Source organism: Dactylosporangium roseum, from assembly GCF_025264685.1.
Classification (GTDB): Bacteria; Actinomycetota; Actinomycetes; order Mycobacteriales; family Micromonosporaceae; genus Dactylosporangium; species Dactylosporangium roseum.
On the sequence record NZ_CP073721.1, the window covers coordinates 7235033 to 7260742 of the forward strand.

Genomic DNA, 25710 nt, shown 5'->3' on the forward strand with positions numbered 1-25710 from the left:
TCCGGCACGGCACGGCACGGCCCGGCACGGCACGGCCCGGCCCGGCCCGGCACGGCCCGGCACGGCCCGGCACGGCCCGGCACGGCCCGGCACGGCCCGGCACGGCCCGGCACGGCACGTTGATCTTGCAGTTGTGGTGCCTGACAACCCGGACATTTTCGGAGTGTCGCGGCACCACAACTGCAAGATCAACGCAGTCGTGCGGGCCACGGGGCGGCGCGGGCCACGGGGCGGGTTACGCGCGGTGGGCGGGGCGGTGGGTCAGGCGGTGGTGCAAGGAGCGGGCCAGGAGCGCGGCGGCGAACGGGGCGTCCTCGCGCAGGTAGCGGCGGGCCAGCCGGCGCGGCTCGCGGGCCAGCCGGTCCAGCCACTCCAGGCCCGCCTTCTGCAGCACCGGCCGCGCCCGCCGGACGTCGCCGGCGACGAAGTTCACCGCCGCGCCGCAGCCCAGGAACCAGGTCTCCGGCAGGTCGGCCCGCAGCCGGGCGATCAGGTGCTCCTGCCGCGGGAAGCCCAGCCCGACGTACACCATGTCCGGGCGGCACTCGGCAACACTCGCGCAGGCGTCGGCCAGCCCCGCGGGATCGCGGTCGAAGCCGAACGGCGGGCAGAGCGTGCCGGCCACCCGGAGTCCGGGACACGCCTCGGCCAGCCGCTCGGCGGCCCGCTGCGCGCCGTCCGCGACGCCGTCGGCCGCGGGAGCGCCGCCCAGCACGAAGACGCTCCGCCGGGTCGCCGCCAGGCCGCGCGACAGCGACCAGATCAGGTCCGATCCGGCCACGCGGGCCGGGAGTGAGCGGCCGGCCAGGCGGGCGGCCCACACCAACGGGGCGCCGTCGGCCACCGCCAGGTCGGCCGCCCGCAGGTGGGCCAGCAGCGCCGGGTCGCGGGAGACCTGGCGGAGGATGTCGACGTTCGGGGTGACGATCCAGCCGCCCCGTCCTTCGTCGAGCGCCCGCAGGACGTGCGTGACGACCTCGGGTTCGGTCAACGGGTCGATGGCCAGATCGCCAACGGGGACGCGCCGGGTGTAGCTGCGCAGCATCGTTCGTCCGCAATTCATCGTTAGAGCAACCAGAAACCAGCAGAGCTGGCATATCTACCAAAACGACCAAGGAGGACGCTTGGTACGCGTTCTGTTCCTCGGCGGCCTCGGCCGCAGCGGCACCACGCTGCTCGAACGCCTCCTCGGCGAGCTGCCGGGCGTCTGTCCGCTGGGCGAGGTCGTGCACCTGTGGGAGCGCGATATCGCCGGCGACGAGCGCTGCGCGTGCGGCAAGCGCTTCTCCGACTGCGACTTCTGGCACGCCGTGGGCGAGAAGGCGTTCGGTGGCTGGCACCACGTCGACGTGTGGCGGGTCCTGGCGCTGCGGCACGCCGTCGAGCGCACGCGGTACATCCCGCGCCTCGCGAGCGTCCGGATGACCGCCGCGCAGCGGCTGCTCGTCGAGGAGTACGCCGACTGGTACTCCCGGCTGTACGAGGCGGCCGCGGCCGTCTCCGGCGCCGACGTGCTCGTCGACTCCTCGAAGCACGCGGCGCTGGCCTACTGCCTGCGGTTCGCCCCCGACATCGACCTGCGGGTCGTGCACATGGTGCGGGACAGCCGGGGCGTCGCGTACTCGTGGACGAAGAAGGTGTCCCGGCCGGAGGCGGACGGGGCCGCCGAGATGACGCGCTACTCCCCCAGCCGCTCCGCCCTGCTCTGGAACGCCCACAACACCGCGCTCTCCATGCTGCACCGCTGCGGGGTGCCGGTGAAGCGGGTGCGGTACGAGGAACTGCTCGAAGAGCCGGAGGAGACGCTGCGCGACCTCGCCGGGTTCGCCGGCCTGCCGGCCACCGACGTCCCGTTCCTCAGCGACGGCACCGCCGAGCTGGGACCGTGCCACAGCGCCGCCGGGAACCCGATGCGGTTCAAGGTCGGCCCGGTGCCCCTGCGCCGCGACGACGCCTGGCGGACCGCGCTGCCGGTGCGCCAGCGGCGGGTCGTGAGCGCCCTGACGGCCCCGCTGCTCAGCGCGTACGGCTACCGGGGCGAGCGATGAACACCGCCGCGCACTGGCCGAGCGTCGGCGTCGTCGTCCCCACCCGCAACCGCCCGGGCCTGCTGGCGCGTGCCGTCGCGGGCATCGTCGCGCAGGACTACCCCGGGCCGGTGCGCACCATCGTGGTCTTCGACCAGCACGACCCCGACGTGGCGCTGTGCCGGGGCGGGGAACGGCCGCTCGACGTGCTGCCCAACCTGCGCCGGCCGGGGCTCGCCGGGGCCCGCAACACCGGCATCGTGGCCCTGGACACCGACCTGGTCGCGTTCTGCGACGACGACGACGTGTGGGTGCCGACGAAGCTGCGCCGGCAGGTCCACGCGATGCAGCAGCGGCCACAGGCGGAGTTCTGCACGTCGGCGATCGAGGTGGAGTTCGGCGACCGGCTCAACACCCGCCTCGCCGGCGCCTCCCTGGTCGGCCTCGACGACCTGGTCCGGTCGCGGATGTCGATGCTGCACTCCTCGACGTTCCTGGTCCGCCGCTCGGCGTTCGCCGAGGACGAGATGGGCCTGGTCGCCGAGGACGCGCCGGGCAGCCAGAACGAGGACTGGGACCTGCTGCTGCGGGCGGCGAAGCGCGGCGAGATCGTCCACGTCGACGAGTCGCTCGTGCGTGTCCTGTGGGGCCGGACGTCGATGTTCGCCTACGAGTACGCCACCAAGATGGCATCGCTGCGCTGGATGATGGCGCGGCACCCGGAGATCGCCGGCTCCGGCACCGGCGCCGGGCGCGTCTACGGCCAGCTCGCCTGCTGGTCCGCCGCGAGCGGCAACCGCCGCGACGCCTGGCGGTGGACCAAGGCGGCGGTCCGCTCCAACTGGCGCGAACCGCGCGCGGCGATCGCGCTGGCCGCCGTCACCGGCGTCGTGAAGGTGGAGCGGGTGCTCGGGGCCCTCCACCGGAGGGGCCACGGGATCTAGAGTCCTCGCATGAGAGTACGCATCGGGGAAGGCGTCTCACTCAACGTTCGGGTCCACGGCGAGGGCGGCTCCGGTGGGCCGTTTCTCCTCGTCCACGGCCTGTCGTCCAACGCCCGCCTCTGGGACGGTGTCGCCGAACGGCTCGACGGGCACCCGGTGTTCGCCGTGGACCTGCGCTCCCACGGCGAGTCCGACAGCCCGCCCGGCGGCTACGACACCGCGACCGCCGCGGTCGACCTCGACGCCGTCTGCCGGGAGCTCGACCTGCCGCCCGCGATCGTCGCCGGGCAGTCCTGGGGCGGCAACGTCGCGGTCCAGTTCGCCGCGAGGTTCCCGGCACGGGTCCGGGCGCTGGCGCTGATCGACGGCGGCTGGATCGATCTCACCACCCGGTTCTCCGACTGGCAGTCGTGCGCGGCACGCCTGCGCCCGCCGGACGTGAGCGGCATGACCGCGACCGAGCTACGCGCCCGGCTGCGCGCCGCCCATCCCGACTGGGCCGGCTGGGCGATCGAGGCCACGGTCTTCAGCCTGGCCGTCGGCCTCGACGACCGGCTCACCCGGCGGCTGCCGATCCCGCGGCACATGCGGATCCTGCGGAGCATGTGGGACGACCCGCCGCAGCCCTACTTCCCGCGGGTCGAGGTCCCGGTGCTGGCCGTGCCGGCCGGCACGAAGACACCCGACCTCGACGGGCTGCGCGACGTGCGCGTCCGGCCCTACCCAAACGGCGACCACGACCTGCACGCCCAGCATCCCGCGTCGATCGCGGCCGACCTGATGAGCCTGCGATGACGTCGGGGCTACTCGTTGTCATGGGGTCGGGCGAGACCGCGCCGACGATGGTCAAGCCGCACCGGGAGATCTTCGAGCGGTGCGGCGACCGGCCCGCCGTGATGCTCGACACCCCGTACGGCTTTCAGGAGAACGCCGACGACATCTCCACCCGCGCCGTCAAGTACTTCGCCGACAGCACCGGCCGGCAGGTGTCCGTGGTCGGCTGGCGCAGCACGCCGGCGCCCGGCCTCGCCCGGGAGCGGGCACTCGCCGAGCTGCGTGGAGCCGGGTGGCTGTTCGCCGGGCCGGGCAGCCCGACCTATGCGCTGCGGCACTGGACGGACACGGAGATTCCGGCGGTACTGGCCGAGGCGCTCGCCCGCGACGCCGTCGTCCTCTTCGCCAGCGCCGCCGCCCTGACGCTCAGCTCGCACACGATCCCGGTGTACGAGATCTACAAGGTGGGCAGCGACCCCGAGTGGGCGCCCGGGCTCGACGTGTTCCGGCCGCTGACCGGGCTGCCCGCGGTGCTGATCCCGCACTACGACAACGCCGAGGGCGGGCATCACGACACCCGCTTCTGTTACCTCGGCGAGCGGCGGCTGTCCGTCATGGAGCGGGCACTGCCCGACGACACCTTCGTCATCGGCGTCGACGAGCACACGGCCGCACTGTTCGACCTGGCCACGCGGACGGTCCGGGTGGCCGGCAACGGCGGCCTCACCCTGCGCCGGCGGGGTGCGTCACGGTGGTGGCCCGCCGGGACGACGTTGCCGTTCGGCGTGTTCACCGACGACCTTCCCGCTGTGCTGGAGGCGACGCCGAGCGCGGAGGCCACGCCGTCACCGGCCACGTCCCTCGGGACGGAGACCGTCGCGGCGGTGGCGCGGTTCGACGCCTGCTTCGAGGCGCGGGACGCCGACGGATGCGTGGCCGCGGCGCTCGACCAGGAGCAGGCGATGCACAACTGGAGCGCCGACACCGACGTGGACGAGCGTGAGCAGGCGCGGGCCGCCCTGCGGCGGATGCTCGTGCGCCTCGGCGCCCTCACCGGACCGGACCGGCTGACGCCGCTGGTGACGGCGCTCGTGGCGCTGCGGTCGTCGGCGCGCGACGCGAAGGACTGGGCGCTCGGCGACGCCCTGCGCGACGCGCTCGCGGCCGGTGGCGTCAGTGTGCGCGACACGCCCGACGGACCCGAGTGGTCGCTCTGAAACGACGCGGCCCCGCACCATCGTGTGGTGCGGGGCCGGCGTCTCGGATCAGGCTGCCAGTCGCTTCGACAGGTTCTGGTCCAGCGCGTTCATGAACTCGTCGGTGGTGAGCCACGGCGCGTCGCGGGAGATGAGGAGGGCGAGGTCCTTGGTCATCTGACCGCTCTCGACGGTGTCGACGCAGACCTGCTCGAGGGTGTCGGCGAAGGTGGTGACCTCGGGGGTGCCGTCGACCTTGCCCCGGTGTGCCAGGCCCCGCGTCCATGCGAAGATCGAGGCGATCGGGTTGGTCGAGGTCTTCTCGCCCTTCTGCCACTGGCGGTAGTGCCGGGTGACGGTGCCGTGCGCGGCCTCGGCCTCGACGGTCTTGCCGTCGGGGGTCATGAGGACGCTGGTCATCAGGCCGAGCGAGCCGAAGCCCTGCGCGACGGTGTCGGACTGCACGTCACCGTCGTAGTTCTTGGCGGCCCAGACGAAGCCGCCCTCCCACTTCAGCGCGGCGGCGACCATGTCGTCGATGAGCCGGTGCTCATACGTGATGCCGGCCTTGGCGAACTCGTCCTGGAACTCGGTCTCGAAGATCTCGGCGAACAGGTCCTTGAACCGGCCGTCGTACGCCTTCAGGATCGTGTTCTTGGTCGACAGGTAGACCGGGTAGCCGCGGTCGAGGCCATAGCGGAGCGACGCGCGGGCGAAGTCGCGGATCGAGTCGTCGAAGTTGTACATCCCCATGGCGACACCGCCACCGGGGAAGTCGGCGACCTCGAACTCCATCGGCGCGCCGCCGTCGGCCGGGGTGTAGGTGACGGTGACCTTGCCCGGGCCGGGCACGACGAAGTCGGTGGCCTTGTACTGGTCGCCGTGGGCGTGCCGGCCGATAATAATGGGCTTGGTCCAGCCGGGGACGAGCCGCGGCACGTTGGACATGATGATCGGCTCGCGGAAGACGACGCCGCCGAGGATGTTGCGGATGGTGCCGTTGGGCGACCGCCACATCTTCTTGAGCTTGAACTCTTCGACGCGGGCCTCGTCGGGGGTGATCGTGGCGCACTTGACACCCACACCGTGCTGCTTGATGGCGTTGGCGGCGTCCACGGTGACCTGGTCGTCGGTCTGGTCCCGGTATTCGATCGACAGGTCGTAGTACTTCAGGTCGACGTCGAGGTAGGGCAGGATGAGCTGCTCGCGGATCTGCTTCCAGATGATGCGGGTCATCTCGTCGCCGTCGAGCTCGACGACAGGGTTCTGTACCTTGATCTTCGCCATCGGCCGGGCGCTCCTCTCGCGTCTACTGCCTAGCAGTACGAGCGTACTGGATTGGTCGGCTCGTCAACACGCCGACCCCTGGCTCGCAACCCCCGCAGCGAGCGAAATCGCACCGATCCGGGCTCGGGGGCCGGAACCGTGCCGCCGCAGGTCGAAATTGTCGTAGGCATTGTGCATCCTGTTGCTCGTGAATCCCGTCGTCCGCCTGTGCGGGCTCGCCGTCCTGGCCCTCGGCACCGCCGCCACCGTGGCCGGCCTGGTGCTGCCCTGGACACTCGCCGGCAGCCGCCACCCCGACCTGCTGACGATCGCCGGCATCGCGTTTCTCGGTCCGCTGCTGAGCGGGTTGTGCCTGGCCTACGGACGCGCGGATCCGCGGCGGTTCCGGCTGATCGCCGGCGTGGCCGCCGTCGCCGGCATCGCCGCGGCACTGATCGCCGTCGGGCTCGTCCGGCTGGTGTCGCCCGCCGCCGGGGTGGCCGTGGGCGGCCCGCTCACCGTCGCCGGGGCGGTGTGCGCGGCCCTCGGCTGGGTGCTGCTGGCGGTCGCCGGCCCGGTCCTGCCGCCGCTGACCGAGCCGCGGCCCTGGCTCGTGGCGGGCCTGGCCGCCGCGCTGCTGATCGTCGGGGCGGGGTTCGCGATCGACTGGGCCCGGGAGGGCCGGTTCGTCGACGCCACGATCGCCGGCAAGCCGCCGACCACCCGGGACGGGGGCTGGCCGCGGTCCTATGCCGGGACGCAGCTCGTCGGGGTCCACGACGGCGTGGCGATCGTGCGCGGCGCCGACGGCATCCGTGCGGTCTGGCTGGACAGCGGCGAGACGGCCTGGCGCTACCTGCGCTCCGACCTGCCCGGCGAGGCAGCCGGGCTGGTCGACGGCGCGGTGGTCGCGGTCTTCGGCACCGTCGACGGCATCCTGGTGACCGGGCTCGACGCGGCGACGGGCCGGGAGCGGTTCTCCCGGCGGTACGCGTCCGGAAAGATCGCGACGGTGCGCGCCGCGGGGTCGATCGCCGTGGTGTCGAGCGCCGGCGTCGGGGCGGGCGACCTGCTCGGCATCAGCGCGCGCGACGGCTCGCTGCGATGGCGCTGGGCCCCGGCCCGCAACGGTGGCCCCTGCGACGTCACCGACCTGGCGGCCACCGCCGAGACGGTCGCGGTGGCGATGCGCTGCCGCGCCGAGGGTGTCGACGACATGGCGGTCGGGCTGACCACCTCCGGCGCCGAGGAGCGGTGGTCGTGGCACGCGATCCAGCGCACCAACCCGGAGCTCAGGGTGTTCGCCGCCGAGAGCGGCTTCGTGACGGTGACCGGCGTGCCGCACCGCGCGGTCTACATGGACGCGGTGACCGGCTCGGTCGGCGCCCGCCACGACGCCGCGGGCGCCTTGGCCGTCCCGTCGGGCACGACGCTGATCTACGCCGAGCCGAGCGGCGACCGGGCCCACCTGACGGCGGTCGACATGCGCACCGGCGGCGTGAAGTGGGAGGTGGGCCTGCCCGGTCTGGGCGCATACCAGCCGGTGGCAGGCGCGGCGGCCGACGGTCGCGCCTACGTGCTGTGGCGCTCTCCGGACGGCGCCCTCCGCCTGGTCGGCGCGGACTCCGAGAACGGCGCCGCGACCGACGACCGCCGGATCTCCTGCACCACCCGTTGCCCGGAGACGTCGGTGTCCACAGCCTCCGGCCGCGCCGTGGTGGCCACCCGCGAGGAGAAGTCGACAACCCTGTCCCTGACCGCCACCTGACGCTATCTGCCGGTCATGATCACAGGAGTGTGGAGTCCGGTGGTCGCCCGGGCCACCACAGGACTCCACGGCCGCGGCCGCCAGGGATCGAGGAGTCGTCGCAGACCGCCGCCTGACGCAACGGCATAACCCCGGAGCATTACGGGCCTCCGCGATGAGTTCCGGCTGGTCGTGACCGTGATCGCGATGCGTTCGCTCGATCCCGCCGCCATGCCGCTCGACCTCATGATCATGGGAAAGATCTGGCTATCGGGGCAGCCACATCTTTCCCATGATGGAGTCGCCCCGCCCGGAACGCGCCGCCCCGATCCAGCGGCGACCACGAGCGACAGACGCCCGCCCGCACGACTGTGCGTCACCACCCCCGTAGCGCACCATCGGGGTGGACAGACGACCGCACGGTTGCACTTCGCGGGCCTTGGATGATCAAGAAATCCGGGTCAGGCCAAGCGCGGAGTGCGACCACCCGCACCACGGAGCACGGACACCGCGGCCCGGCATCGCTTGGCGCAATCCTCACGGACCACGGAGCTTTGACGGCCTGGAGCACCGGAAAAGCTCCGTGATCGCGGGAGTCGGATCCGGACGGCGGCTGTGAACGGACCACAGCCGGAACAGCGGACCCTACGAGGCGGCGCGCTCGGCCAGTTCCACCACGTTGGTCAGGAGCATGGCCCTCGTCATCGGGCCAACGCCGCCCGGCATCGGGGCCAGGTAGCCGGCGACCTCGGCCACGTCCGGGGCCACGTCGCCCACCAGCCTCGCCTTGCCGTCCTCGCCCTCGACACGGGTCACGCCCACGTCCAGCACCGCGGCGCCGGGCTTCACCATGTCCTTCGTCAGCAGGCCCGCCGAGCCGGCCGCCACGATCACGATGTCGGCATTGCGGGTGTGGGCCGCCAGGTCGCGGGTGCCGGTGTGGCACAGCGTGACGGTCGCGTTCTCGCTCTTGCGGGTGAGGATGAGGCCCAGCGGGCGGCCCGCCGTCGTGCCGCGGCCGACGGCGGTCACCTCGGCGCCGTTGGTCGGGACGCCGTACCGGTGCAGCAGGTGGACGATCCCGTTGGGCGTGCACGGCAGCGGCGCCGGGATGTTGAGCACCAGGCGGCCGAGATTCGTCGGGTGCAGGCCGTCGGCGTCCTTGCCGGGATCGATGAGTTGGAGGATCCGCTGCTCGTCGAGGCCCTTCGGCAGGGGCAACTGCACGATGTACCCGGTGCAGGCCGGATCCTCGTTCAGCTCCCGAACCGCGGCCTCCACCTCGGCCTGGGTGGCCGTCGCCGGCAGGTCGCGGCGGATCGACGCGATGCCGACCTCGGCGCAGTCGCGGTGCTTGCCCGCGACGTATGCCCGCGAGCCCGGATCGTCGCCCACCAGGATCGTGCCGAGGCCGGGGACCACGCCCCGGTCCGCAAGGGCCTTCACTCTGCCGCGGAGCTCGTCCTTGATCGCCGTCGCGGTGGCCTTGCCGTCGAGAATCGTCGCCGTCACAAGACCGATCCTGCCACTAGAGTCTCGGGGATGTCCGTGCGGCGCGGCGTTGTCGTCCTCCTCATCCTCGTCACCCTTTCGGCCTGCGGCGGGGGTCACGGAGGCGGCACACCCGGTGCCGCCCCCGTGACCTCCCCGAGCCTGTCGACGGGCGTCACGGCGGAGCCGGCGTCCGCGGCGCCGACGACAGTGCCCTCAGCCGCCCCGTCGAACACCCCGTCGAGCGCCGCGGCGAACCGCCAATCGCAGGCCAAGGCGTTCGTCGAGCGACAGCCCGGCACCATCGGCCTGGTCGTACGGGACCGTACGACCGGCACCGTCTGGCGGGCCGGCAAGACCCAGGCCACCACCTGGACCGCCTCGACGATCAAGCTGGCCATCGCCACCGACCTGCTCGAGCGTCACCGGCAGGGGCGGATCACGCTCGACCGCACCGACCGGACCAACCTCGACAAGGCCCTGATCAACTCGGACAACGACGCCGCCACCGCGCTCTGGAACCGCTACGACGGCCCCGGCATGCTCGACCGGTTCCGCTCCCGGTTCGGCATGGGCGGCCTGGCGGTGGTGCAGGGCTACGACGTCTTCTGGCGCCACCTGCGGTGCGGCGCCGAGGATCTGGAACACCTGATGTCGTACGTGCTGGAGAAGCTGCACGCCGAGGACCGCGCGTATCTGGTGACGACCCTGCGCAAGGTGGCCGGCAACCAGCGCTGGGGCGTCTGGGCGGCCGGCCCGGCACTCAAGCCGGGCAACAAGGACGGCTGGGCCGAGAAGCCGGTCGGCGGCCGGACCGTCTGGGTGACGCACACCGTCGGCTTCGCCGGCGACAACGAGCGCTACGTCGTGGCCGCCCTCTACGAGCAGCCCGCGGGTGGCTCGCTCGCGAACGGCGCCCACGCGGTCAGCGACGCCATCGCGACGTACTTCGGCGCAAAGGTCCCCGCCCCCGTGACACTGCCCTAGCCGAGCCCCACCGCGCCGACCCGACCGGCCCGCCCCGGCCCGCCCCCCTTCCGCGTCGATCTTGCAGTTATGGTGCCGGGACACTCCCTTAATGCCCGGTTTGTCAGGCACCACAACTGCAAGATCGACGCGGAAGGGGGCGGCGGGAGGGGCGAGGGGAGGGCGGTGGGAGGGCGGGAGGGGCGGGGGGAGGGAGGGGGCTAGTGGTAGAAGTGGCGGGTGCCGGTGAGGTACATCGTCACGCCGGACTCGCGGGCCGCCGTGATCACGTCCTCGTCCCGGATCGAGCCGCCGGGCTGGACGATCGCCTTGACGCCCGCGGCGATGAGCTCCTTGGGGCCGTCGGCGAACGGGAAGAACGCGTCGGAGGCCGCCACCGAGCCGGCCGCCCGGTCACCGGCGCGCGAGACCGCGAGGCGGACCGAGTCGACCCGGTTGACCTGCCCCATGCCGACGCCGACCGTGGCGCCGCCGGAGGCCAGGAGGATGGCGTTGGACTTCACCGCTCGCACCGCACGCCAGGCGAACGCCAGGTCGCGCAGCGTCTCCGCGTCGGCGGGCTCGCCGGTGACCAGCTTCCAGCCGGCCGGGTCGTCGCCGTCGGCGTCGATCCGGTCCGCGGACTGGACCAGCACACCGCCGGAGACCTGCCGCGACTCGAACGGCGCGGGTCGCCAGGCCGGGGCCCGCAGGACCCGCAGGTTCTTCTTCGCGGTGAGCAGCCCGACGGCGCCGTCCTCGTAGGCCGGCGCGACGACGACCTCGGTGAAGATCTCGCTGATCTGCTTGGCGAGATCGACGGTGACCGGCGCGTTGACGGCGATCACGCCGCCGTACGCGCTGACCGGGTCGCACGCGTGCGCCTTGCGGTGCGCCTCGGCCACGTCGCCGCCGATCGCGATGCCGCACGGGTTGGCGTGCTTGATGATCGCGACGCAGGGCTCGGCGAAGTCGTGCGCGGCGCGCCAGGCGGCGTCGGCGTCGATGTAGTTGTTGTAGGACATCTCCTTGCCGCCGAGCTGCTCGGCCTGGGCGAGGCCGGGTGCGGCGGCGGGGTCGACGTACAGCGCGGCGGCCTGGTGCGGGTTCTCGCCGTAGCGCAGGGTCGCGGCGCGGCGCAACGCGGTCCCGGCGAAGTCGGCGGTGTCGCGGGCGAACCAGGACGCCACGGCGACGTCGTACTCGGCGATGTGGGCGAACGCCTGCGCGGCCAGGGCGTGCCGCTCGTCCAGCGTGAATCCGCCGTCGGTCAGCGCGGCCAGTACCGCCGGATATGACTCGGGCGAGGTCACCACGGCGACACTCGGGAAGTTCTTCGCGGCGGCACGGACCATCGCCGGTCCGCCGATGTCGATCTGCTCGACGCACTCGTCGTCGGAGGCGCCGGAGGCGACCGTCTCGGTGAACGGGTAGAGGTTCGACACGAGCAGCTCGAACGGCTCGACGCCGAGCTCCGCGAGCTGCGCGGCGTGCGCCTCCAGCCGCAGGTCGGCGAGCAGACCGGCGTGCACCTTCGGGTGCAGGGTCTTCACCCGGCCGTCGAGCGTCTCCGGGAAGCCGGTGAGCTGCTCGACCTTGGTGACCGGCAGGCCGGCCGCCTCGATGCGGGCCGCCGTGGAGCCGGTGGAGACCAGCTCGACCCCGGCGCCGGCCAGGGCGCGGGCGAGGTCCTCGAGTCCGGTCTTGTCGTAGACGCTGATGAGCGCGCGCCTGATGGGACGGCGGTTAGCCACGGCCCAGCCTGACCTTTCGTTCGTTGACGGTCCAGCCTTCGCGCGCCATCCGCCCGACGGTGTCGACCAACTGGCGGCGCTCGGCAACTTTGATCCGTTCCAGGAGCGTGTCCTCGGTGTCGTCGTCGAGGACGGGCACCGCGACCTGCGCGATGATCGCCCCTGTGTCGACGCCGCTGTCGACGAAATGCACCGTGGCACCGGCGAGCTTCACGCCGTAGGCGAGCGCGTCGCGCGGGCCGTGCATACCCGGGAACGCCGGGAGTAGCGCGTTGTGCGTGTTGATGTATCGCCCCTCGAAGGCGGCCAGGAACCGCGGCCCGACGAGCTTGAGGAAGCCGGCCGAGACGATCAGGTCCGGCTCGTAGCCGGCGCAGGCCTCGGTGAGCGCGGCGTCCCACGTGTCGCGGTCGGGGTGGTCCTGGACCCGCGCGACGAACGTCGGGACGTCGTGCTTGGCCGCACGGGCCAGCCCTTCGATGTCCGGGCGGTCGGCACCGACGGCCACGACCGTGGCCCCGTAGGCGGGATCGTCGGAGGCGTCGAGCAGCGCCTGCAAGTTGGAGCCGGAGCCGGACACGAGCACGACAAGCCGAACGGTCACCACAAAACTCTATCGACAGGGTCGGCGCAGCTCAGCGCCGGGCTGGCAGACATTTGGCACAAAAACTGGCAATAGTCCTTCCATTCCTGCGAAGATTTGATCCTGACCAGTACGCTGCCGAAGTTCCGTATCCCCCTCGGGACTACCCTGGTGCGGACCACCACCAGCAGAGTTGTCCCCAGCCTTAGGAGCCATTGCAATGGGCTACCCACCATCGGGCCAGGATCCCTACGGGCAGCAGCCCAACCAGGATCCCTACGGTCAGCCCCAGTACGGGCAGCAGCCGCAGTACGGGCAGCCGCAGCAGCCGTCCTACCAGGACCCGTACGCGCAGCCGCAGCAGCCCGCCTACCAGGACCCGTACGCGCAGCAGCCGCCGGTCTCCGGCTCGCCGTACCCCACGTCGGGCGGAGCCTACCCGGGCCCGACCTCGGGCGGCGCCTACCCGGCCGCCGGTTACGGCACGCCGGGCTACGGCGCGCCGGCGCAGCCGCAGAACACGCTCGGCCTGGTCGGCATGATCCTCGGTATCGCCGCGATCCCGCTGCTGTGCTGCTTCTCGATCGGCCTCCCGCTGGGTATCGCGGCGGTCGTCGTGAGCTACCTCTCACTCAACAAGGTCAAGCAGGGCCTCGCCACCAACCGCAGTCAGGCCATGGCCGGTCTCATCTGCGGCGCCGTCGCGGTCGTCCTCTGGGTCGTGTTCCTGATCCTGTCGCTGGTGCTCAACATCGGCCTGGGCTCGTACTCGTACCCGTAAGCCGCCTTGCCGGAAGGGGCGCGGGTATGGCTACCCGCGCTCCTTCCGCACCCGCAGCACCAGCTTCGTGGCGGTCGTCGCGAGCAGCGTGCCGATCGACGTCATGAGCATCGCCACGAAGCCGACCGCGCCCGAGTGCGGGCCCACGTCGGCAAGCCCGCCTCCGCCGAGCGAGCCGCTCGCCGCCACCGAGAGCAGGGCAAGCACCACGCCGGCGACCGGCCCGGCCAGCGCCGCGGCGCCGAGAAGCGAAAACCAGCTCCGTCCCGCGTCTTCCGGCAGTGCGCGGCGGGCGAGCAGCCATCCGGCGATGAGCGCCGCCGCGAGCGGCAGGCCGAGCAGGAGCGGCGCCCATCCGGTCGCGGGCGTCGACGGCAGTCCGGCCAGCAGTGGTACCGCGGGCAGCGGGCCGACCGACACCTCCGCCGCGCTGATCGAAGTCTCCGTGCCGATCTGGAAGCCGGGTCCGACCACGTAACTGGCGGCCCAGGTGACCACGTTCGGGGCGAAGAACGCGCAGACGACCACGAGCCCGACCTGCCCCGCGATGCCGGTGTGGTAGTCGTCGATGATCTGGCTCGCGTCGCCGCCGCTGAACGCCACCGCCATGCCGGTCACGGCGGCCCCGGCGCCGAGGATCAGCAGAACGGTGACGGTGCCGGTGCGGATCGCGTCACGCAGCACCGTCGGCATCCTGACGGCGAGGCGGGCCAGGCCACGCGCCTCGGTGAACGCCCCCAGCGCGCCGGCCAGCAGGCCGAACACGGCCAGGGTGAGGCCGGCTCGCACGACGGAGACGTCGACGCCCTTGTGGCCGGCGACCGCGGCGGCGAGGGCGCCGCACAGGCCGTACACGACCCCGATCGACAGCGCGGCACGGAGCGCGGGCCAGGGCGACCACCGTGCGTTGCGCGGCCTTGCCCTGGCTCCGACGGCGCGAGCGGTGTGGACGCCCGCGCGGCAGACCCGCCACACCGCCACGGCGGTCAGGCCGAGCGGGGCGAGGCTGATGGGTCCGAGGCCGGTCTGGAGCGGCACCCAGTGCGCCAGCAGCCAGCCGGCCAGCCCGAGGCGCAGCACCTGGCCGGCCGGGGCGCCCGAACTGTCGACGGCGTGCAGCAGCCAGACGACGACGAGGGTCGGGACGAGTGACACGACGGCCGCCCACAGCGTCGTGACCGTCGCGGCGAGCGCGAGCGGGGCACGGCGGGCCGGACGGCGGGCGGGGCCTTTGCCCCGCGTCGGCCGCCGCTGGATCGGCAGGCGTACGGTCTCCCGGTCTTCGAGCCGGGTCTGCGCCCCGTCCTCCGGTTCCTCAGGAGTGATCGGCATCGCTCTTACTGTGCCAAAGACCGGACGGCCGGTCACTCACCCCGGCCGTCCGAATCCGTCGTTCTTTCGCGCTCAGAGCGCGTTGACGAGATCGCGCATCAGGTTGGCGGTCTCGGTCGGCGTCTTGCCGACACGTACACCGGCCGCCTCGAGCGCCAGCTTCTTCGCGTCGGCGGTGCCCGCCGAGCCGGAGATGATCGCGCCGGCGTGGCCCATGGTCTTGCCGGGCGGCGCGGTGAAGCCGGCGATGTAACCGACAACCGGCTTGCGCACGTTGGACTTGATGAAGTCCGCGGCCCGCTCCTCGGCGTCGCCGCCGATCTCGCCGATCATGACGATCGCGGCGGTCTCGGGGTCGGCCTCGAACGCGGCGAGCGCGTCGATGTGCGTCGTGCCGATGACCGGGTCACCGCCGATGCCGATGCAGGTCGAGAAGCCGATGTCACGAAGTTCGTACATCATCTGGTACGTCAACGTGCCCGACTTGCTGACCAGACCGATCTTGCCCGGGCCGGTGATGTCGGCCGGGATGATGCCGGCGTTGGACTTGCCGGGGCTGGCGATGCCGGGGCAGTTCGGCCCGATGATGCGGGTCTTGTTGCCGGTCGCCTGCGCGTGCGCCCAGAACGCGGCGGTGTCGTGCACCGGCACGCCCTCGGTGATGACCACGGCGAGCGGGATCTGCGCGTCGATCGCCTCGACCGCGGCCGACTTGGTGCCGGCCGGCGGGACGAAGATCACGGTGGTGTCGGCGCCGGTCTGCTCCATCGCCTCGGCGACGCTCGCGAAGACCGGGAGCTTGGTGCCGTCGAAGTCGACCTGCTGGCCGGCCTTGCGCGGGTTGACACCGCCGACCACGTCAGTGCCCGCGGCGAGCATGCGCCTGGTGTGCTTGGAGCCCTCGGCGCCGGTCATGCCCTGGACGATGACCTTGCTGGACTCGGTCAGCCATACCGCCATGGTCCTACACCCCACTCGCTGCGAGCTCGGCGGCGCGACGGGCCGCACCATCCATCGTGTCGACCCGCTCGATGAGCGGGTTGGCGGCCTCGTCGAGGATCCGGCGCCCCTCCTCGGCGTTGTTGCCGTCGAGGCGGACCACCAGCGGCTTGGCGACTTCCTCGCCGCGGTCCTTGAGTAGCTGCAGGGCCTGCACGATGCCGTTGGCGACCGCGTCGCAGGCGGTGATGCCGCCGAAGACGTTGACGAAGACGCTCTTCACGTCGGGGTCGCCGAGCACGATCTCCAGGCCGTCGGCCATGACCTGGGCGCTGGCGCCGCCGCCGATGTCGAGGAAGTTGGCGGGCTTGCTGCCCAGCCCCTCACCGGCGTAGGCGACCACGTCGAGGGTCGACATGACCAGGCCGGCGCCGTTGCCGATGATGCCGACGTTGCCGTCGAGCTTCACGTAGTTGAGGTCCTTCTCCTTGGCCGCCTGCTCCAGCGGGTCGACCGCGGCCTTGTCCTCGAGCTCCTCGTGGTCCGGGTGCCGGAAGTCGGCGTTCGCGTCGAGGGTGACCTTGGCGTCGAGGCACAGCACGGTGCCGTCGGTCGTCTTCGCCAGCGGGTTGACCTCGACCAGCGTGGCATCCTCGGCGAGGAACGCCTGCCACAGCTTGACCGCGATGGCCACGACCTGGTCGGCGACCTCGGCCGGGAACTGCGCCTGCTCGACGATCCGCCGCGCGGTGGCCTCGTCGACACCCTTGACCGCGTCGATCGCGACCTTGGCGACCTTCTCCGGCGACTCGTGCGCGACCGTCTCGATCTCCATGCCGCCCGCGACGCTGGCGATGCACAGGAACGTGCGGTTCGCCCGGTCGAGCAGGTAGGAGAAGTAGTACTCCTCGGCGATGTCGGCCGTGGTGGTCACCATGACCTTGTGGACCGTGTGGCCCTTGATGTCCATGCCGAGGATGTTGGTGGCGTGCGTGGTCGCCTCGTCGGCGCCCTCGGCCAGCTTGACGCCGCCGGCCTTGCCGCGACCGCCGACCTTCACCTGAGCTTTGATGACGACCCGCCCGCCGAGCTCCTCGGCGATCGCCCGGGCCTCTTCAGGGGTCTCGGCGACACCGCCGCCCAGCACGGGAAGCCCGTGCTTGGCGAAGAGGGCGCGCCCCTGGTACTCGTACAGGTCCACAGTGGTCCCGATCCGTCAACCGTGCCGCCTGCCCCATCGCGAGGACGGCTCAACGATCGCAGCCTAACGAGGCACTCCGGGGCGCACCGCGCGCGGGTGCCCGCTGTGCCCGATTCCACTCTCTCACTTCCGGTCTCTCACTTCCGGTCTCCCGCTTCCGGTCTCCCGCTTCCGGTCTCCCGCTTCCGGTCTCCCGCTTCCGGTCTCCCGCTTCCGGTCTCCCGCTTCCGGTCTCCCGCTTCCGGTCTCCCGCTTCCGGTCTCCCGCTTCCGGTCTCCCGCTTCCGGTCTCCCGCTTCCGGTCTCCCGCTTCCGGTCTCCCGCTTCCGGTCTCCCGCTTCCGGTCTCCCGCTTCCGGTCTCCCGCTTCCGGTCTCCCGCTTCCGGTCTCCCGCTTCCGGTCTCCCGCTTCCGGTCTCCCGCTTCCGGTCTCCCGCTTCCGGTCTCCCGCTTCCGGTCTCTCAACTTCCGGTCGCTCACTTCCGGGGGACACCGTGTGGGGCACGTAACCCTCCCGCCCGGCCGTCGTTGAGTGCAGTGCCGGCCCGCCCACGGGGCACGAACCCCGAGAGCGGGCCGGCACCAGAAACGGCCGATGCCCTGTCGGTCGAGGGGTGGCGGCGGGGCATCGTGCGATAGAGGGGCCGGACGTGTGAGGGGTGCGTCCGGCCCCTCCCTTTGCCTTTTCTATTTGTCACGGCCTATGGCATGCTTTTGCGCCGCGGGCATTTATGCGGCAGCCGGCACGATATGCGCTCTGGCCCATTCCACGATCGCCTGGGTGGTCGCACCGGGAGTGAAGATCTTCGCTACGCCGAGCCGTTCCAGTTCCGGCAGGTCCGCGTCGGGGATGATGCCACCACCGAACACCACGACATCGTCGGCGCCCCGCTCGGCGAGCAGCTCGATGACCTTGCGGAACAGGGTCATGTGCGCGCCGGAGAGCACGGACAGTCCGACGGCGTCGGCGTCCTCCTGGATCGCGGTCTCGACGATCTGCTCGGGCGTCTGGTGCAGGCCGGTGTAGATGACCTCCATGCCGGCGTCGCGCAGCGCCCGGGCAACGATCTTGACGCCTCGATCATGTCCGTCGAGGCCGGGTTTGGCGATGACGACGCGGGTCCGCGCGCTCATCTTCACCTGTCCTTCCCTAGAGGGTGCGACTTCTGGCCTGAAGGTACCGCAGGCGCAGCGGGACGGCGCCGGCGACGGCTCGGCAACGACCGGGACATGCCTCCGGTTACGCACAACCAACCGGCCGGGGGTGATTGCGCCGCGGCCCCGGCGTGGCGCGCTCCTCGGGTTGTGGGGCCCTTTCGGAATGGCTACGGTGACGTTCGGCTTCATCGAATTGTCGTTCTTGGTTGTGCGTTTCCCGGTCCGATTCGGAGGTTTCGCGTGGACGATGAGATACCGCGCGGGAATTACCGAGGACGACACCGCACGCAGACGCCGCACAGCCGCTTTGCCGCCGTGTTCACGACCGCGGTCGTCGGGGCCGGCATCGTCGCGCTGGGCACCTCCGCCGCACTGCCGGAGCCACGCACCGACACCTTGTCGCTGGAGGCGAGCGGCAGCTTCGACGACATCACCGCCCGTTCAGCCGATCGCGTCAGCCGCGGCGACTCGCACACGTCGACGACCAACCAGCCGGCCCCCGACGTGTGGATCCTCCCCCTGCGCAACTACACGCTGACCTCGTTCTACGGCGCACGCTGGGGCCGCCTGCACCCGGGCGTCGACCTGGGCGCCCCGCAGGGCACCCCGTTCATGGCGGTCGCGGCCGGCAAGGTCGTCGTATGCCGCTGGAACGGTGGCTACGGTTACAACGTCATGATCGACCACGGCGACGGCATCGTGACCGTCTACGGCCACGCGTCGAAGCTCCTGTGCCGCGAAGGCCAGACGGTCCGAGCCGGCGACAAGATCGCGCTGACCGGCAACACCGGGCACTCGTTCGGCTCGCACCTCCACTTCGAGGTCCGCCAGAACGACAGGCCGGTCGAGCCGCTGTCCTTCATGCGCAGGCACGGCGTGGACATCCAGAAACACACCGAGTCGATCTATTCCTAGCTCATTTCCAGATCACGGAGCCGTAGCGCATCCCCGACTCCGTGATCCGCGAACCAGCCGGCCGCAGTGCTGGTGATCATGAACGTGCCGCAACCATGCCCGGGTACTGACCGAGCGCACGGCTCCACCCAGTCTCCTGATCGTGGCGCGTTTATGCACCTCTAGCTGCATAAACGCTCCACAATAATGAAACGGCAGGTTGCCGCCGTGGGTTCCGGCCGGCTCGCGGCCGGTAATCGCGACCACGTACCTGGCGGTTGAGCCCGGCCGGGCGGTGCGGCCACGGTTCGTAGGTCAAGAGAACCTTCGGGTTGCTTGGTCACAAGGCCGCGTACTTGCGCCGCGCGGCCGCCTGCCAACCCCGGTGTCGCGCTACGGGACGGTGACGCACAGTCGCGCTGGCGGCATCTGGTCGCTCGCGGTCGCCACTGGACCTAGGCAGCGCGTTCCGGGCCGGGCGACCCCATGATCATGGGAAAGATCTGGCTATCGGGGCAGCCACATCTTTCCCATGATCATGAGATCGAGCGGCAGAGCGGCGGATTGCGGCGGAACGTGCTCCGGCCGGCGCACCTCGGCGGCGGCACCGCGCCCGCGACGCCAGCGGCATCGCGTGGACCGCCCACGGTCAGACGCGACCGGCGCACGACGCCGCCGGCACATGGCCTGAGTGGTCTGCGCGGCCCCGGGCCGAGCGGAGCGCCGCTACAGCTTGTCGATCGGGGCGTGGCGCAGGACGATCCACATGACCTGTTCGCCGAAGTCGACCTGGGCTTGGGCACGGACGCCCTGGCCTTCGACGGCCAGGACCCGGCCCAGGCCGTATCGCTGGTGGTTGACGCGGTCGCCGACGGCCAGGGAGGGGATGTCACGCTGCAGCTCGCTGGCCGTCGAGAGCTTGGACGCGTCGAGGCCGAGCCTGGCGGCCAGTTGGGCGGCCTTCGGCGTGTTGCCGACGAAGGACGAGGTGCGTGACTGGCTGGTGCCGGAGCCACGGCCGCCGACGCCGGCGCGGCCCGACCAGCTAGTGTACGCAGCCTCCGTGCGCTCCCAGCGCACCAGTTCCGGAGGCAGCTCTTCGAGGAAGCGCGACGGCGGGTTGTAGGCGGGCTGACCCCAGGCGGACCGGGTCACCGCTCGGGAGATGTAGAGACGCTGGCGGGCCCGGGTGATGCCGACGTAGGCCAGGCGACGCTCCTCCTCCAGCTCCTTCTTGTCGCTCATCGACCGCTGGTGCGGGAAGACGCTGTCCTCCAGGCCGGTGAGGAAGACGGCCGGGAACTCGAGGCCCTTGGCGGTGTGCAGCGTCATCAGCGTGACGACGCCGGTGTGGTCGGGGTCGTCGTCGGGGATCTGATCCGCGTCGGCGACCAGGGAGACCTGCTCCAGGAAGCCGGCGACCGTGGGCGGCGGGGCGGCGGTCGCGTCGCCCTGCTCGGCGGCGACGGCGATCGTGGCCTCGGCCCGCTCCGTGTATTCCCTGGCGACGCTGACGAGTTCCTGGAGGTTTTCCACACGGCCCGCCTCCTGCGGGTCGGTGCTCTCCTCGATCTCGCTGAGATAACCGGAGCGCTCCAGCGCGGCCTCCAGCACCTCCTCGGGCAGCGCTGTCTCGGCCATGGCGCGCAGCTCGTCGAGCAGGGTCACGAACTCGCCGATCGCGTTGACCGCACGGGTCGAGATACCGGGCGCCTCCGAGGCACGGCGGAGCGCCGCGCCGAAGGAGATGCGCTCTCGGCTGGCCAGGGCCTCGACGCACGCCTCCGCCCGGTCGCCGATGCCACGGCGCGGGGTGTTGAGGATGCGGCGGATGTTCACCGTGTCGTCGTCGTTGACCACGGCGCGGAGGTAGGCGAGGGCGTCGCGGACCTCCTTGCGCTCGTAGAAGCGGACGCCGCCGACCACCTTGTAGGGCAGGCCGAAACGGATGAACATCTCCTCGAAGACACGGGACTGGGCGTTCGTGCGATAGAAGACCGCCACGTCACCGGGGCGGACGCCCTCGGTGTCGGCCAGGCGGTCGATCTCGCGGGCCACCCAGTCGGCCTCGGCGTGCTCGGTGTCGGCGACGTAACCGACGATCTGCTCGCCGGCTCCCTGGTCGCTCCACAGGCGCTTGGGCTTGCGCTCGGTGTTGCGCCCGATCACGGCGTTGGCCGCCGACAGGATCGTCTGGGTCGAGCGGTAGTTCTGCTCCAGCAGGATCGTGTGCGCGTCGGGAAAGTCGCGCTCGAACTCCAGGATGTTGCGGATCGTCGCGCCGCGGAACGCATAGATGGACTGGTCGGCGTCGCCGACGACGCACAGCTCGCCGGTGTCGCCCACCAGCTCCTTGATCAGCACATACTGCGCGTGGTTGGTGTCCTGGTACTCGTCGACGAGCACGTGGCGGAACCGGCGCCGGTAGGTCTCGGCCACCTCCGGGTGGCTCTGCAGCAGATGGACGACCCGCATGATCAGATCGTCGAAGTCGAGGGCGTGCGCGTCGGTGAGCCGCTGCTGGTAGAGCGTGTAGGCCTCGGCGAGCGCGCGCTCCGCCGGGCCCTTGGCGGCGGCGGCGAAGGCCTCCGGATCGACGAGCTCGTTCTTGAGGTTGGACACCTGCGCCGCGAGGCCGCGGGCCGGGTATCGCTTCGGGTCGAGGTCGAGCTCGCGAGCGACGAGCTGCATGAGCCGGCGGGAGTCGTCGGCGTCGTAGATCGAGAAGGTCGACTTGAGCCCGGCGTGGTCGTGCTCAGCGCGCAGGATGCGCACACAGGCGGAGTGGAAGGTGGACACCCACATCAGCCGGGCACGGTTGCCGACGAGCCTGGCGACCCGCTCCTTCATCTCGCCGGCGGCCTTGTTGGTGAAGGTGATCGCGATGATCTCGCCGGGGTGCACGTTGCGTGCCGCCAGCAGATAGGCGATCCGGCTGGTGAGCACTCTGGTCTTGCCCGAACCGGCACCGGCGACGATGAGCAGCAGCCGACCCTCGTGGGTCACCGCGTCACGCTGGGGACCGTTGAGGCCGGCCAGCAGGTCAGGCTTGGGCGGACGCTGCGCCGAGGGCTCCGGCGAGCGGGACTGAGGCACTTCGAAGAGAGCATGCATCGCAGGGGCGAGTCTATGCCGACCCACCGACACTTCTCGGCGGGCCGCCGACCGAAACGCGACGCGTCCCACCCTGCGGAAGACCTTCACGGAGCCGACAGCCGCGTGCCATACTCGGCTACGTGATCGAGCGGGCGCGCTACTACTTTTTTTACGGCTACGGGAGTCCGGCAGCCGTAGGTCGCGCCTGATCGCAAAACCTACCGACGCCCCGGGCTCCCGCCCGGGGCGTTCGCGTTCCCGGGGCGGAGCACCAGCCAGACCTGACAAGGACAAGAGAATGGCCGCCATCACGATGGAACAGCAGCCCGCCGACACCGAGTCGGCACCCTCACCGGAAGACCACATCACCGGCCTGCGCCACCGGATCGACGAGATCGACGCCGCGCTGGTCGCGCTGTGGAAGGAGCGCGCGGCGATCTCCCAGGAGGTCGGCAAGACGCGCGTCGCCGCCGGTGGCACCCGCCTCGTGCTGTCCCGCGAGCGCGAGATCCTGGAGCGCTTCAGCGCGGAGCTCGGCGCCGACGGCACGCAGCTCGCGCTGCTGATCCTGCGCGCCGGCCGGGGACCGCTCTAAATGGGCTTTCCCCCGTCGGCCACACCGCTGGCCGACGTGCAGCGTGTGCTCTGTGTCCTTGCGCACCCGGACGACGTCGACTTCGGTGCGGCCGGTACCGTCGCCGGCTGGGTCGACGCCGGCCTCGAGGTCGCGTATCTCCTGGTGACCAGGGGCGACGCCGGCGGTTTCGACGACACGCCCCGCGAGCAGATGCCGATCATGCGCGAGGCGGAACAGCGGGCCGCCGCGGCGGCGGTCGGGGTCAAGCAGGTGGAGTTCCTCGACGGCTACCGTGACGGCCTGCTCACACCGTCGATCGAGCTGCGCCGGGACATCACCGCGGCGATCCGCCGCTTCCGGCCCGACCGCGTGCTGACCAACTCGCCGCTGCGCCGCTGGGACCGCATCGCCGGGCCGAGCCATCCCGACCACCTGGCGGCGGGCGAGGCGACGACATGCGCGGTCTATCCGGACGCGCGCAACCCCTTCACCTTCACGGACCTGGAGCTCGAGCCCTGGACCGTCCGCGAGATCTGGTACAGCGGCGGACCCGACCCGGACCATGTGGTCGACATCACCGACGCGTTCCCCCAGAAGGTGGCCGCCCTCCGGGCACACGTGTCGCAGACATCACACATCCCAGACTTCTCAGACATGATCCGTGCTCGGATGGCGGCGACCGCGCAGGCCGCCGGCCTGCCCGAGGGACGGCTGGCGGAGGCGTTCTCGGTCTTCTCGACCGCGTGAACGCCTCCGCCGCAACGTCCGGGGCCGTGAACCCCACCCGACGGCGCCAAATCACCTTCATGCCGGCGACCGGCAGGTGCGGCACCGACAGGGTGACGGTGACCTTCAGACCGGTCCGGCGGGCGCGGGCCTCGGTGCCGTTCGGGTGTCGAGCGTCCGTCTACTTCGCGTTGATGATCTTCGCGGAGGTTTCGGGGTGGCGGTCTCCGAACACTCCGCCATGTGACCCCCGCACAGCAGCGGTCGTCACCCCTGTCAGACCAGACGGCGGTCGGCGGCCCAGCGTGACAGCTCGTAGCGGTTCGACATCTGGAGCTTCCGCAGAACGTTCGACACGTGAGTCTCCACGGTCTTGATCGAGATGAAGAGCTCCTTGGCGATCTCCTTGTACGCGTATCCCCGGGCGAGGAGCCGCAGCACCTCCCGCTCGCGGTTGGTCAACTGGTCGAGCTCGGGGTCGGCCACCGGGGCGTCCGGGCGGGCGGCGAAGGCGTCGAGGACGAACCCGGCGAGCCGCGGGCTGAACACCGCATCGCCGTCGGCGACCCGCCGGATGGCGTCGGCCAGCTCGTCGGGCGAGATCGTCTTGGTGACGTAGCCACGGGCTCCGGCCCGGATCAGGCCGATGACGTCCTCGGCGGCGTCGGAGACCGACAGCGCGAGGAAGCGCACCTGCGGGTGGCTGCGGCGCATCGCCTCCAGGACCGCGCGACCACCACCGTCGGGCATGTGGACGTCGAGGAGGACCACGTCAGGCTCCAGCACAGAGATCTTCTGCACCGCTTCGGCCACCGCGCTGGCCTCACCGACCACGTCGACGTGGACGCCGAGCTCGGCGCGCACGCCGGCCCGGAACATCGCGTGGTCGTCGACCAGGAACACCCGCAGTCGCGGCGTCGCTTCGCTGCTCATCGTTCTCCGCTTTCCATCGCAGTGGCCTTCTTGCGCAATGCCTCCGTGTCGATCGGCATGCTGAGCCGTACCTCGGTGCCGTCACCCGGTGTGCTGCGGATCTCGGCCTTGCCGCCGTGGCGCTGCATGCGCAGCATGATCGACCCACGCACGCCGTGCCGATCATCCTGCACCGTCGACAGGTCGAACCCGACGCCCCGGTCCCGCACGAAGACGCTGACACAGTCGGGCTCGACCTCGGCATAGAGGGAGATCGTCTGTACCTTCGCATGCTTGGCCGCGTTGACCAGGGCCTCACGGGCGGCGGCGACGATCGCCGCGATCTTCTCGTCGACGTCGAGGTCGCCGACGACCACCGTCTCCACCGCGATCGCGAACGTGTCCTCGACCTCCGCCGACGCCTCCTCCAGCGCCGCGCTGAGCTTCTCCATAGGCGAGGCGGTCGGCTTGTACAGCCAGTTGCGCAGCGTCCGCTCCTGGCCACGAGCGAGGCGCTGGACCTCCTTGGCGTCGCCCGCGTTGCGCAGGATGAGCGCGAGCGTGTGCAGCACCTGGTCGTGGATCATCGCGGCGATGTCGGCCCGCTCCTGCTCGCGCACCCGGGCCTCACGCTCGGCGCTGAGCTGGGTGAACATGCGATACAGCAGCGGGGCGAGCGCCAGGCCGACACCGGCGAGCGCGACGGCCGCGAAACCCAGCCCGTATCCGATCGAGGAGAACGGCACGCCGTCCAGCGGCACCCCGGCCACGAACACGCCGATGATGCCGATCACGACCAGCAGGCCGCCGCCGACGAAGCGCAGCAGATACGACTTCCGGTTGTTGTCCACCACCGCGCCGAGCCACGGCATCCCCGGCACGGTCGCCGACCAGCGCTCGCGGCGCTTCGGGTCGGCCTGGTGCCAGATGATGCCGGCGCCGAGGGCGATGACCGCCGCCAGCCAGCCGATCACCGCCTCGACGCCGCCGCCTGGCTGCAACATCAGCCGCAGCAGGACGATGCCGATGCCGAGCGCGAGAAACGAGAAGAGCTGGTTGACGTTGCGGCCGCCGGGACGCACGGACGGCGGCATCGGCAGGACGGCCCAGAACGCGGCATACAGCAACGCGCCGAGACCGTTGAAGGCGGCCAGCGCGACGAAGGCCACCCGGATGAGCACGACCGAGGCGCCGAGATGCTCGGCGAGCCCGGCGGCGACCCCCGCGACGACCCGGTCTCCGGGGTCGCGGTAGAGGCGGCGCGCAGGCATGGGGCTGGTCATCAGACTCGTTTCGGGCTCATCGCGGTCGGCGGTCCACCAAATCGTCACACGGCGGTCCGGGCGCA

At 71.3% G+C, this 25710-nt stretch carries 22 protein-coding genes; 10 read left to right on the top strand and 12 right to left on the bottom strand.

What is annotated here, in order from left to right; genetic code table 11:
• Positions 1-235: 235 nt before the first annotated feature.
• Positions 236-1045 carry a WecB/TagA/CpsF family glycosyltransferase gene (locus Drose_RS33890; RefSeq protein WP_260725319.1) on the bottom strand — a complete coding sequence of 270 codons (810 nt, stop codon included), beginning with the start codon at positions 1043-1045 and terminating at the stop codon, positions 236-238.
• A gap of 79 nt (positions 1046-1124) precedes the next feature.
• Between Drose_RS33890 and Drose_RS33895 the strand changes: the two genes are divergently transcribed.
• From Drose_RS33895 to Drose_RS33910, 4 genes are read left to right on the top strand one after another with little or no spacing between them, the layout of a single operon-like run.
• Positions 1125-2048, top strand: a complete 924-nt coding sequence (locus Drose_RS33895) for a sulfotransferase (RefSeq protein WP_260725320.1) — start codon at positions 1125-1127, stop codon at positions 2046-2048.
• Positions 2045-2971, top strand: a complete 927-nt coding sequence (locus tag Drose_RS33900; protein ID WP_260725321.1) for a glycosyltransferase family 2 protein — start codon at positions 2045-2047, stop codon at positions 2969-2971. The genes Drose_RS33895 and Drose_RS33900 overlap by 4 nt, the downstream gene beginning before the upstream one ends.
• Positions 2972-2980: 9 nt before the next feature.
• Positions 2981-3766, top strand: coding sequence for an alpha/beta fold hydrolase (locus tag Drose_RS33905; protein ID WP_260725322.1), 786 nt, complete (start codon positions 2981-2983; stop codon positions 3764-3766).
• A complete protein-coding gene (locus Drose_RS33910; protein ID WP_260725323.1) occupies positions 3763-4962 on the top strand; it encodes a CysS/YqeB C-terminal domain-containing protein in 1200 nt (399 codons plus the stop codon). Before Drose_RS33905 ends, Drose_RS33910 begins: the two co-directional genes overlap by 4 nt.
• A 48-nt stretch (positions 4963-5010) precedes the next feature.
• On the opposite strand, the gene Drose_RS33915 is transcribed toward Drose_RS33910, so the two are convergent.
• Positions 5011-6228, bottom strand: a complete 1218-nt coding sequence (locus Drose_RS33915; RefSeq protein WP_260725324.1) for an NADP-dependent isocitrate dehydrogenase — start codon at positions 6226-6228, stop codon at positions 5011-5013.
• Positions 6229-6415: 187 nt separating this feature from the next.
• On the opposite strand from Drose_RS33915, the gene Drose_RS33920 reads away from it, so the two are divergent.
• Positions 6416-7975, top strand: a complete 1560-nt coding sequence (locus Drose_RS33920) for a PQQ-like beta-propeller repeat protein (protein ID WP_260725325.1) — start codon at positions 6416-6418, stop codon at positions 7973-7975.
• Between the two features lie 624 nt (positions 7976-8599).
• Here the strand turns inward: Drose_RS33920 and Drose_RS33925 are convergent.
• The gene (locus Drose_RS33925) at positions 8600-9466 is read right to left on the bottom strand and encodes a bifunctional methylenetetrahydrofolate dehydrogenase/methenyltetrahydrofolate cyclohydrolase (protein WP_260725326.1); all 867 of its coding nucleotides are present in this window, start codon (positions 9464-9466) and stop codon (positions 8600-8602) included.
• A gap of 30 nt (positions 9467-9496) precedes the next feature.
• On the opposite strand from Drose_RS33925, the gene Drose_RS33930 reads away from it, so the two are divergent.
• Entirely contained in the window at positions 9497-10432 is a 936-nt protein-coding gene (locus tag Drose_RS33930; protein WP_260725327.1) for a serine hydrolase, read from the top strand.
• Between the two features lie 200 nt (positions 10433-10632).
• Here Drose_RS33930 and purH read toward each other — a convergent pair whose 3' ends face one another.
• Together purH and purN are read right to left on the bottom strand one after the other, a co-directional pair.
• Positions 10633-12165, bottom strand: a complete 1533-nt coding sequence (gene purH, locus Drose_RS33935; RefSeq protein WP_260725328.1) for a bifunctional phosphoribosylaminoimidazolecarboxamide formyltransferase/IMP cyclohydrolase — start codon at positions 12163-12165, stop codon at positions 10633-10635.
• The gene (purN, locus tag Drose_RS33940) at positions 12158-12769 is read right to left on the bottom strand and encodes a phosphoribosylglycinamide formyltransferase (RefSeq protein ID WP_390891265.1); all 612 of its coding nucleotides are present in this window, start codon (positions 12767-12769) and stop codon (positions 12158-12160) included. Before purN ends, purH begins: the two co-directional genes overlap by 8 nt.
• A 199-nt stretch (positions 12770-12968) precedes the next feature.
• Here purN and Drose_RS33945 point away from each other — a divergent pair, with 199 nt between their 5' ends.
• Positions 12969-13529 carry a DUF4190 domain-containing protein gene (locus Drose_RS33945; RefSeq protein WP_313899967.1) on the top strand — a complete coding sequence of 187 codons (561 nt, stop codon included), beginning with the start codon at positions 12969-12971 and terminating at the stop codon, positions 13527-13529.
• A gap of 30 nt (positions 13530-13559) precedes the next feature.
• On the opposite strand, the gene Drose_RS33950 is transcribed toward Drose_RS33945, so the two are convergent.
• From Drose_RS33950 to Drose_RS33965, 4 genes are all read right to left on the bottom strand, one after another.
• Positions 13560-14861: a cell division protein PerM gene (locus tag Drose_RS33950; protein WP_260725330.1), complete on the bottom strand. Its 1302-nt coding sequence runs from the start codon at positions 14859-14861 to the stop codon at positions 13560-13562.
• Between the two features lie 72 nt (positions 14862-14933).
• Positions 14934-15821: a succinate--CoA ligase subunit alpha gene (gene sucD, locus Drose_RS33955; protein WP_260725331.1), complete on the bottom strand. Its 888-nt coding sequence runs from the start codon at positions 15819-15821 to the stop codon at positions 14934-14936.
• Positions 15822-15825: 4 nt separating this feature from the next.
• The gene (gene sucC / locus Drose_RS33960) at positions 15826-17001 is read right to left on the bottom strand and encodes an ADP-forming succinate--CoA ligase subunit beta (protein WP_260725332.1); all 1176 of its coding nucleotides are present in this window, start codon (positions 16999-17001) and stop codon (positions 15826-15828) included.
• Between the two features lie 727 nt (positions 17002-17728).
• On the bottom strand, positions 17729-18133 hold the full coding sequence (locus Drose_RS33965; protein ID WP_260725333.1) for a cobalamin B12-binding domain-containing protein: 405 nt from the start codon (positions 18131-18133) through the stop codon (positions 17729-17731).
• Between the two features lie 264 nt (positions 18134-18397).
• On the opposite strand from Drose_RS33965, the gene Drose_RS33970 reads away from it, so the two are divergent.
• Complete coding sequence (locus tag Drose_RS33970; RefSeq protein ID WP_260725334.1) at positions 18398-19072, top strand: M23 family metallopeptidase; 675 nt, start codon at positions 18398-18400, stop codon at positions 19070-19072.
• 705 nt (positions 19073-19777) lie between these two features.
• Here the strand turns inward: Drose_RS33970 and pcrA are convergent.
• Complete coding sequence (pcrA, locus tag Drose_RS33975) at positions 19778-22165, bottom strand: DNA helicase PcrA (RefSeq protein ID WP_260725335.1); 2388 nt, start codon at positions 22163-22165, stop codon at positions 19778-19780.
• Positions 22166-22460: 295 nt separating this feature from the next.
• Between pcrA and Drose_RS33980 the strand changes: the two genes are divergently transcribed.
• Both Drose_RS33980 and Drose_RS33985 read left to right on the top strand, forming a co-directional pair.
• Positions 22461-22742: a chorismate mutase gene (locus Drose_RS33980; RefSeq protein WP_260729914.1), complete on the top strand. Its 282-nt coding sequence runs from the start codon at positions 22461-22463 to the stop codon at positions 22740-22742.
• Positions 22743-22787: 45 nt separating this feature from the next.
• Entirely contained in the window at positions 22788-23471 is a 684-nt protein-coding gene (locus tag Drose_RS33985; protein ID WP_260725336.1) for a PIG-L deacetylase family protein, read from the top strand.
• A 255-nt stretch (positions 23472-23726) separates the two neighbouring features.
• Here the strand turns inward: Drose_RS33985 and Drose_RS33990 are convergent, their stop codons facing one another.
• Both Drose_RS33990 and Drose_RS33995 read right to left on the bottom strand, forming a co-directional pair.
• Positions 23727-24383, bottom strand: a complete 657-nt coding sequence (locus tag Drose_RS33990; RefSeq protein ID WP_260725337.1) for a response regulator — start codon at positions 24381-24383, stop codon at positions 23727-23729.
• Positions 24380-25645, bottom strand: coding sequence for an ATP-binding protein (locus Drose_RS33995; RefSeq protein WP_260725338.1), 1266 nt, complete (start codon positions 25643-25645; stop codon positions 24380-24382). The genes Drose_RS33990 and Drose_RS33995 overlap by 4 nt, the downstream gene beginning before the upstream one ends.
• Positions 25646-25710 lie beyond the last annotated feature (65 nt).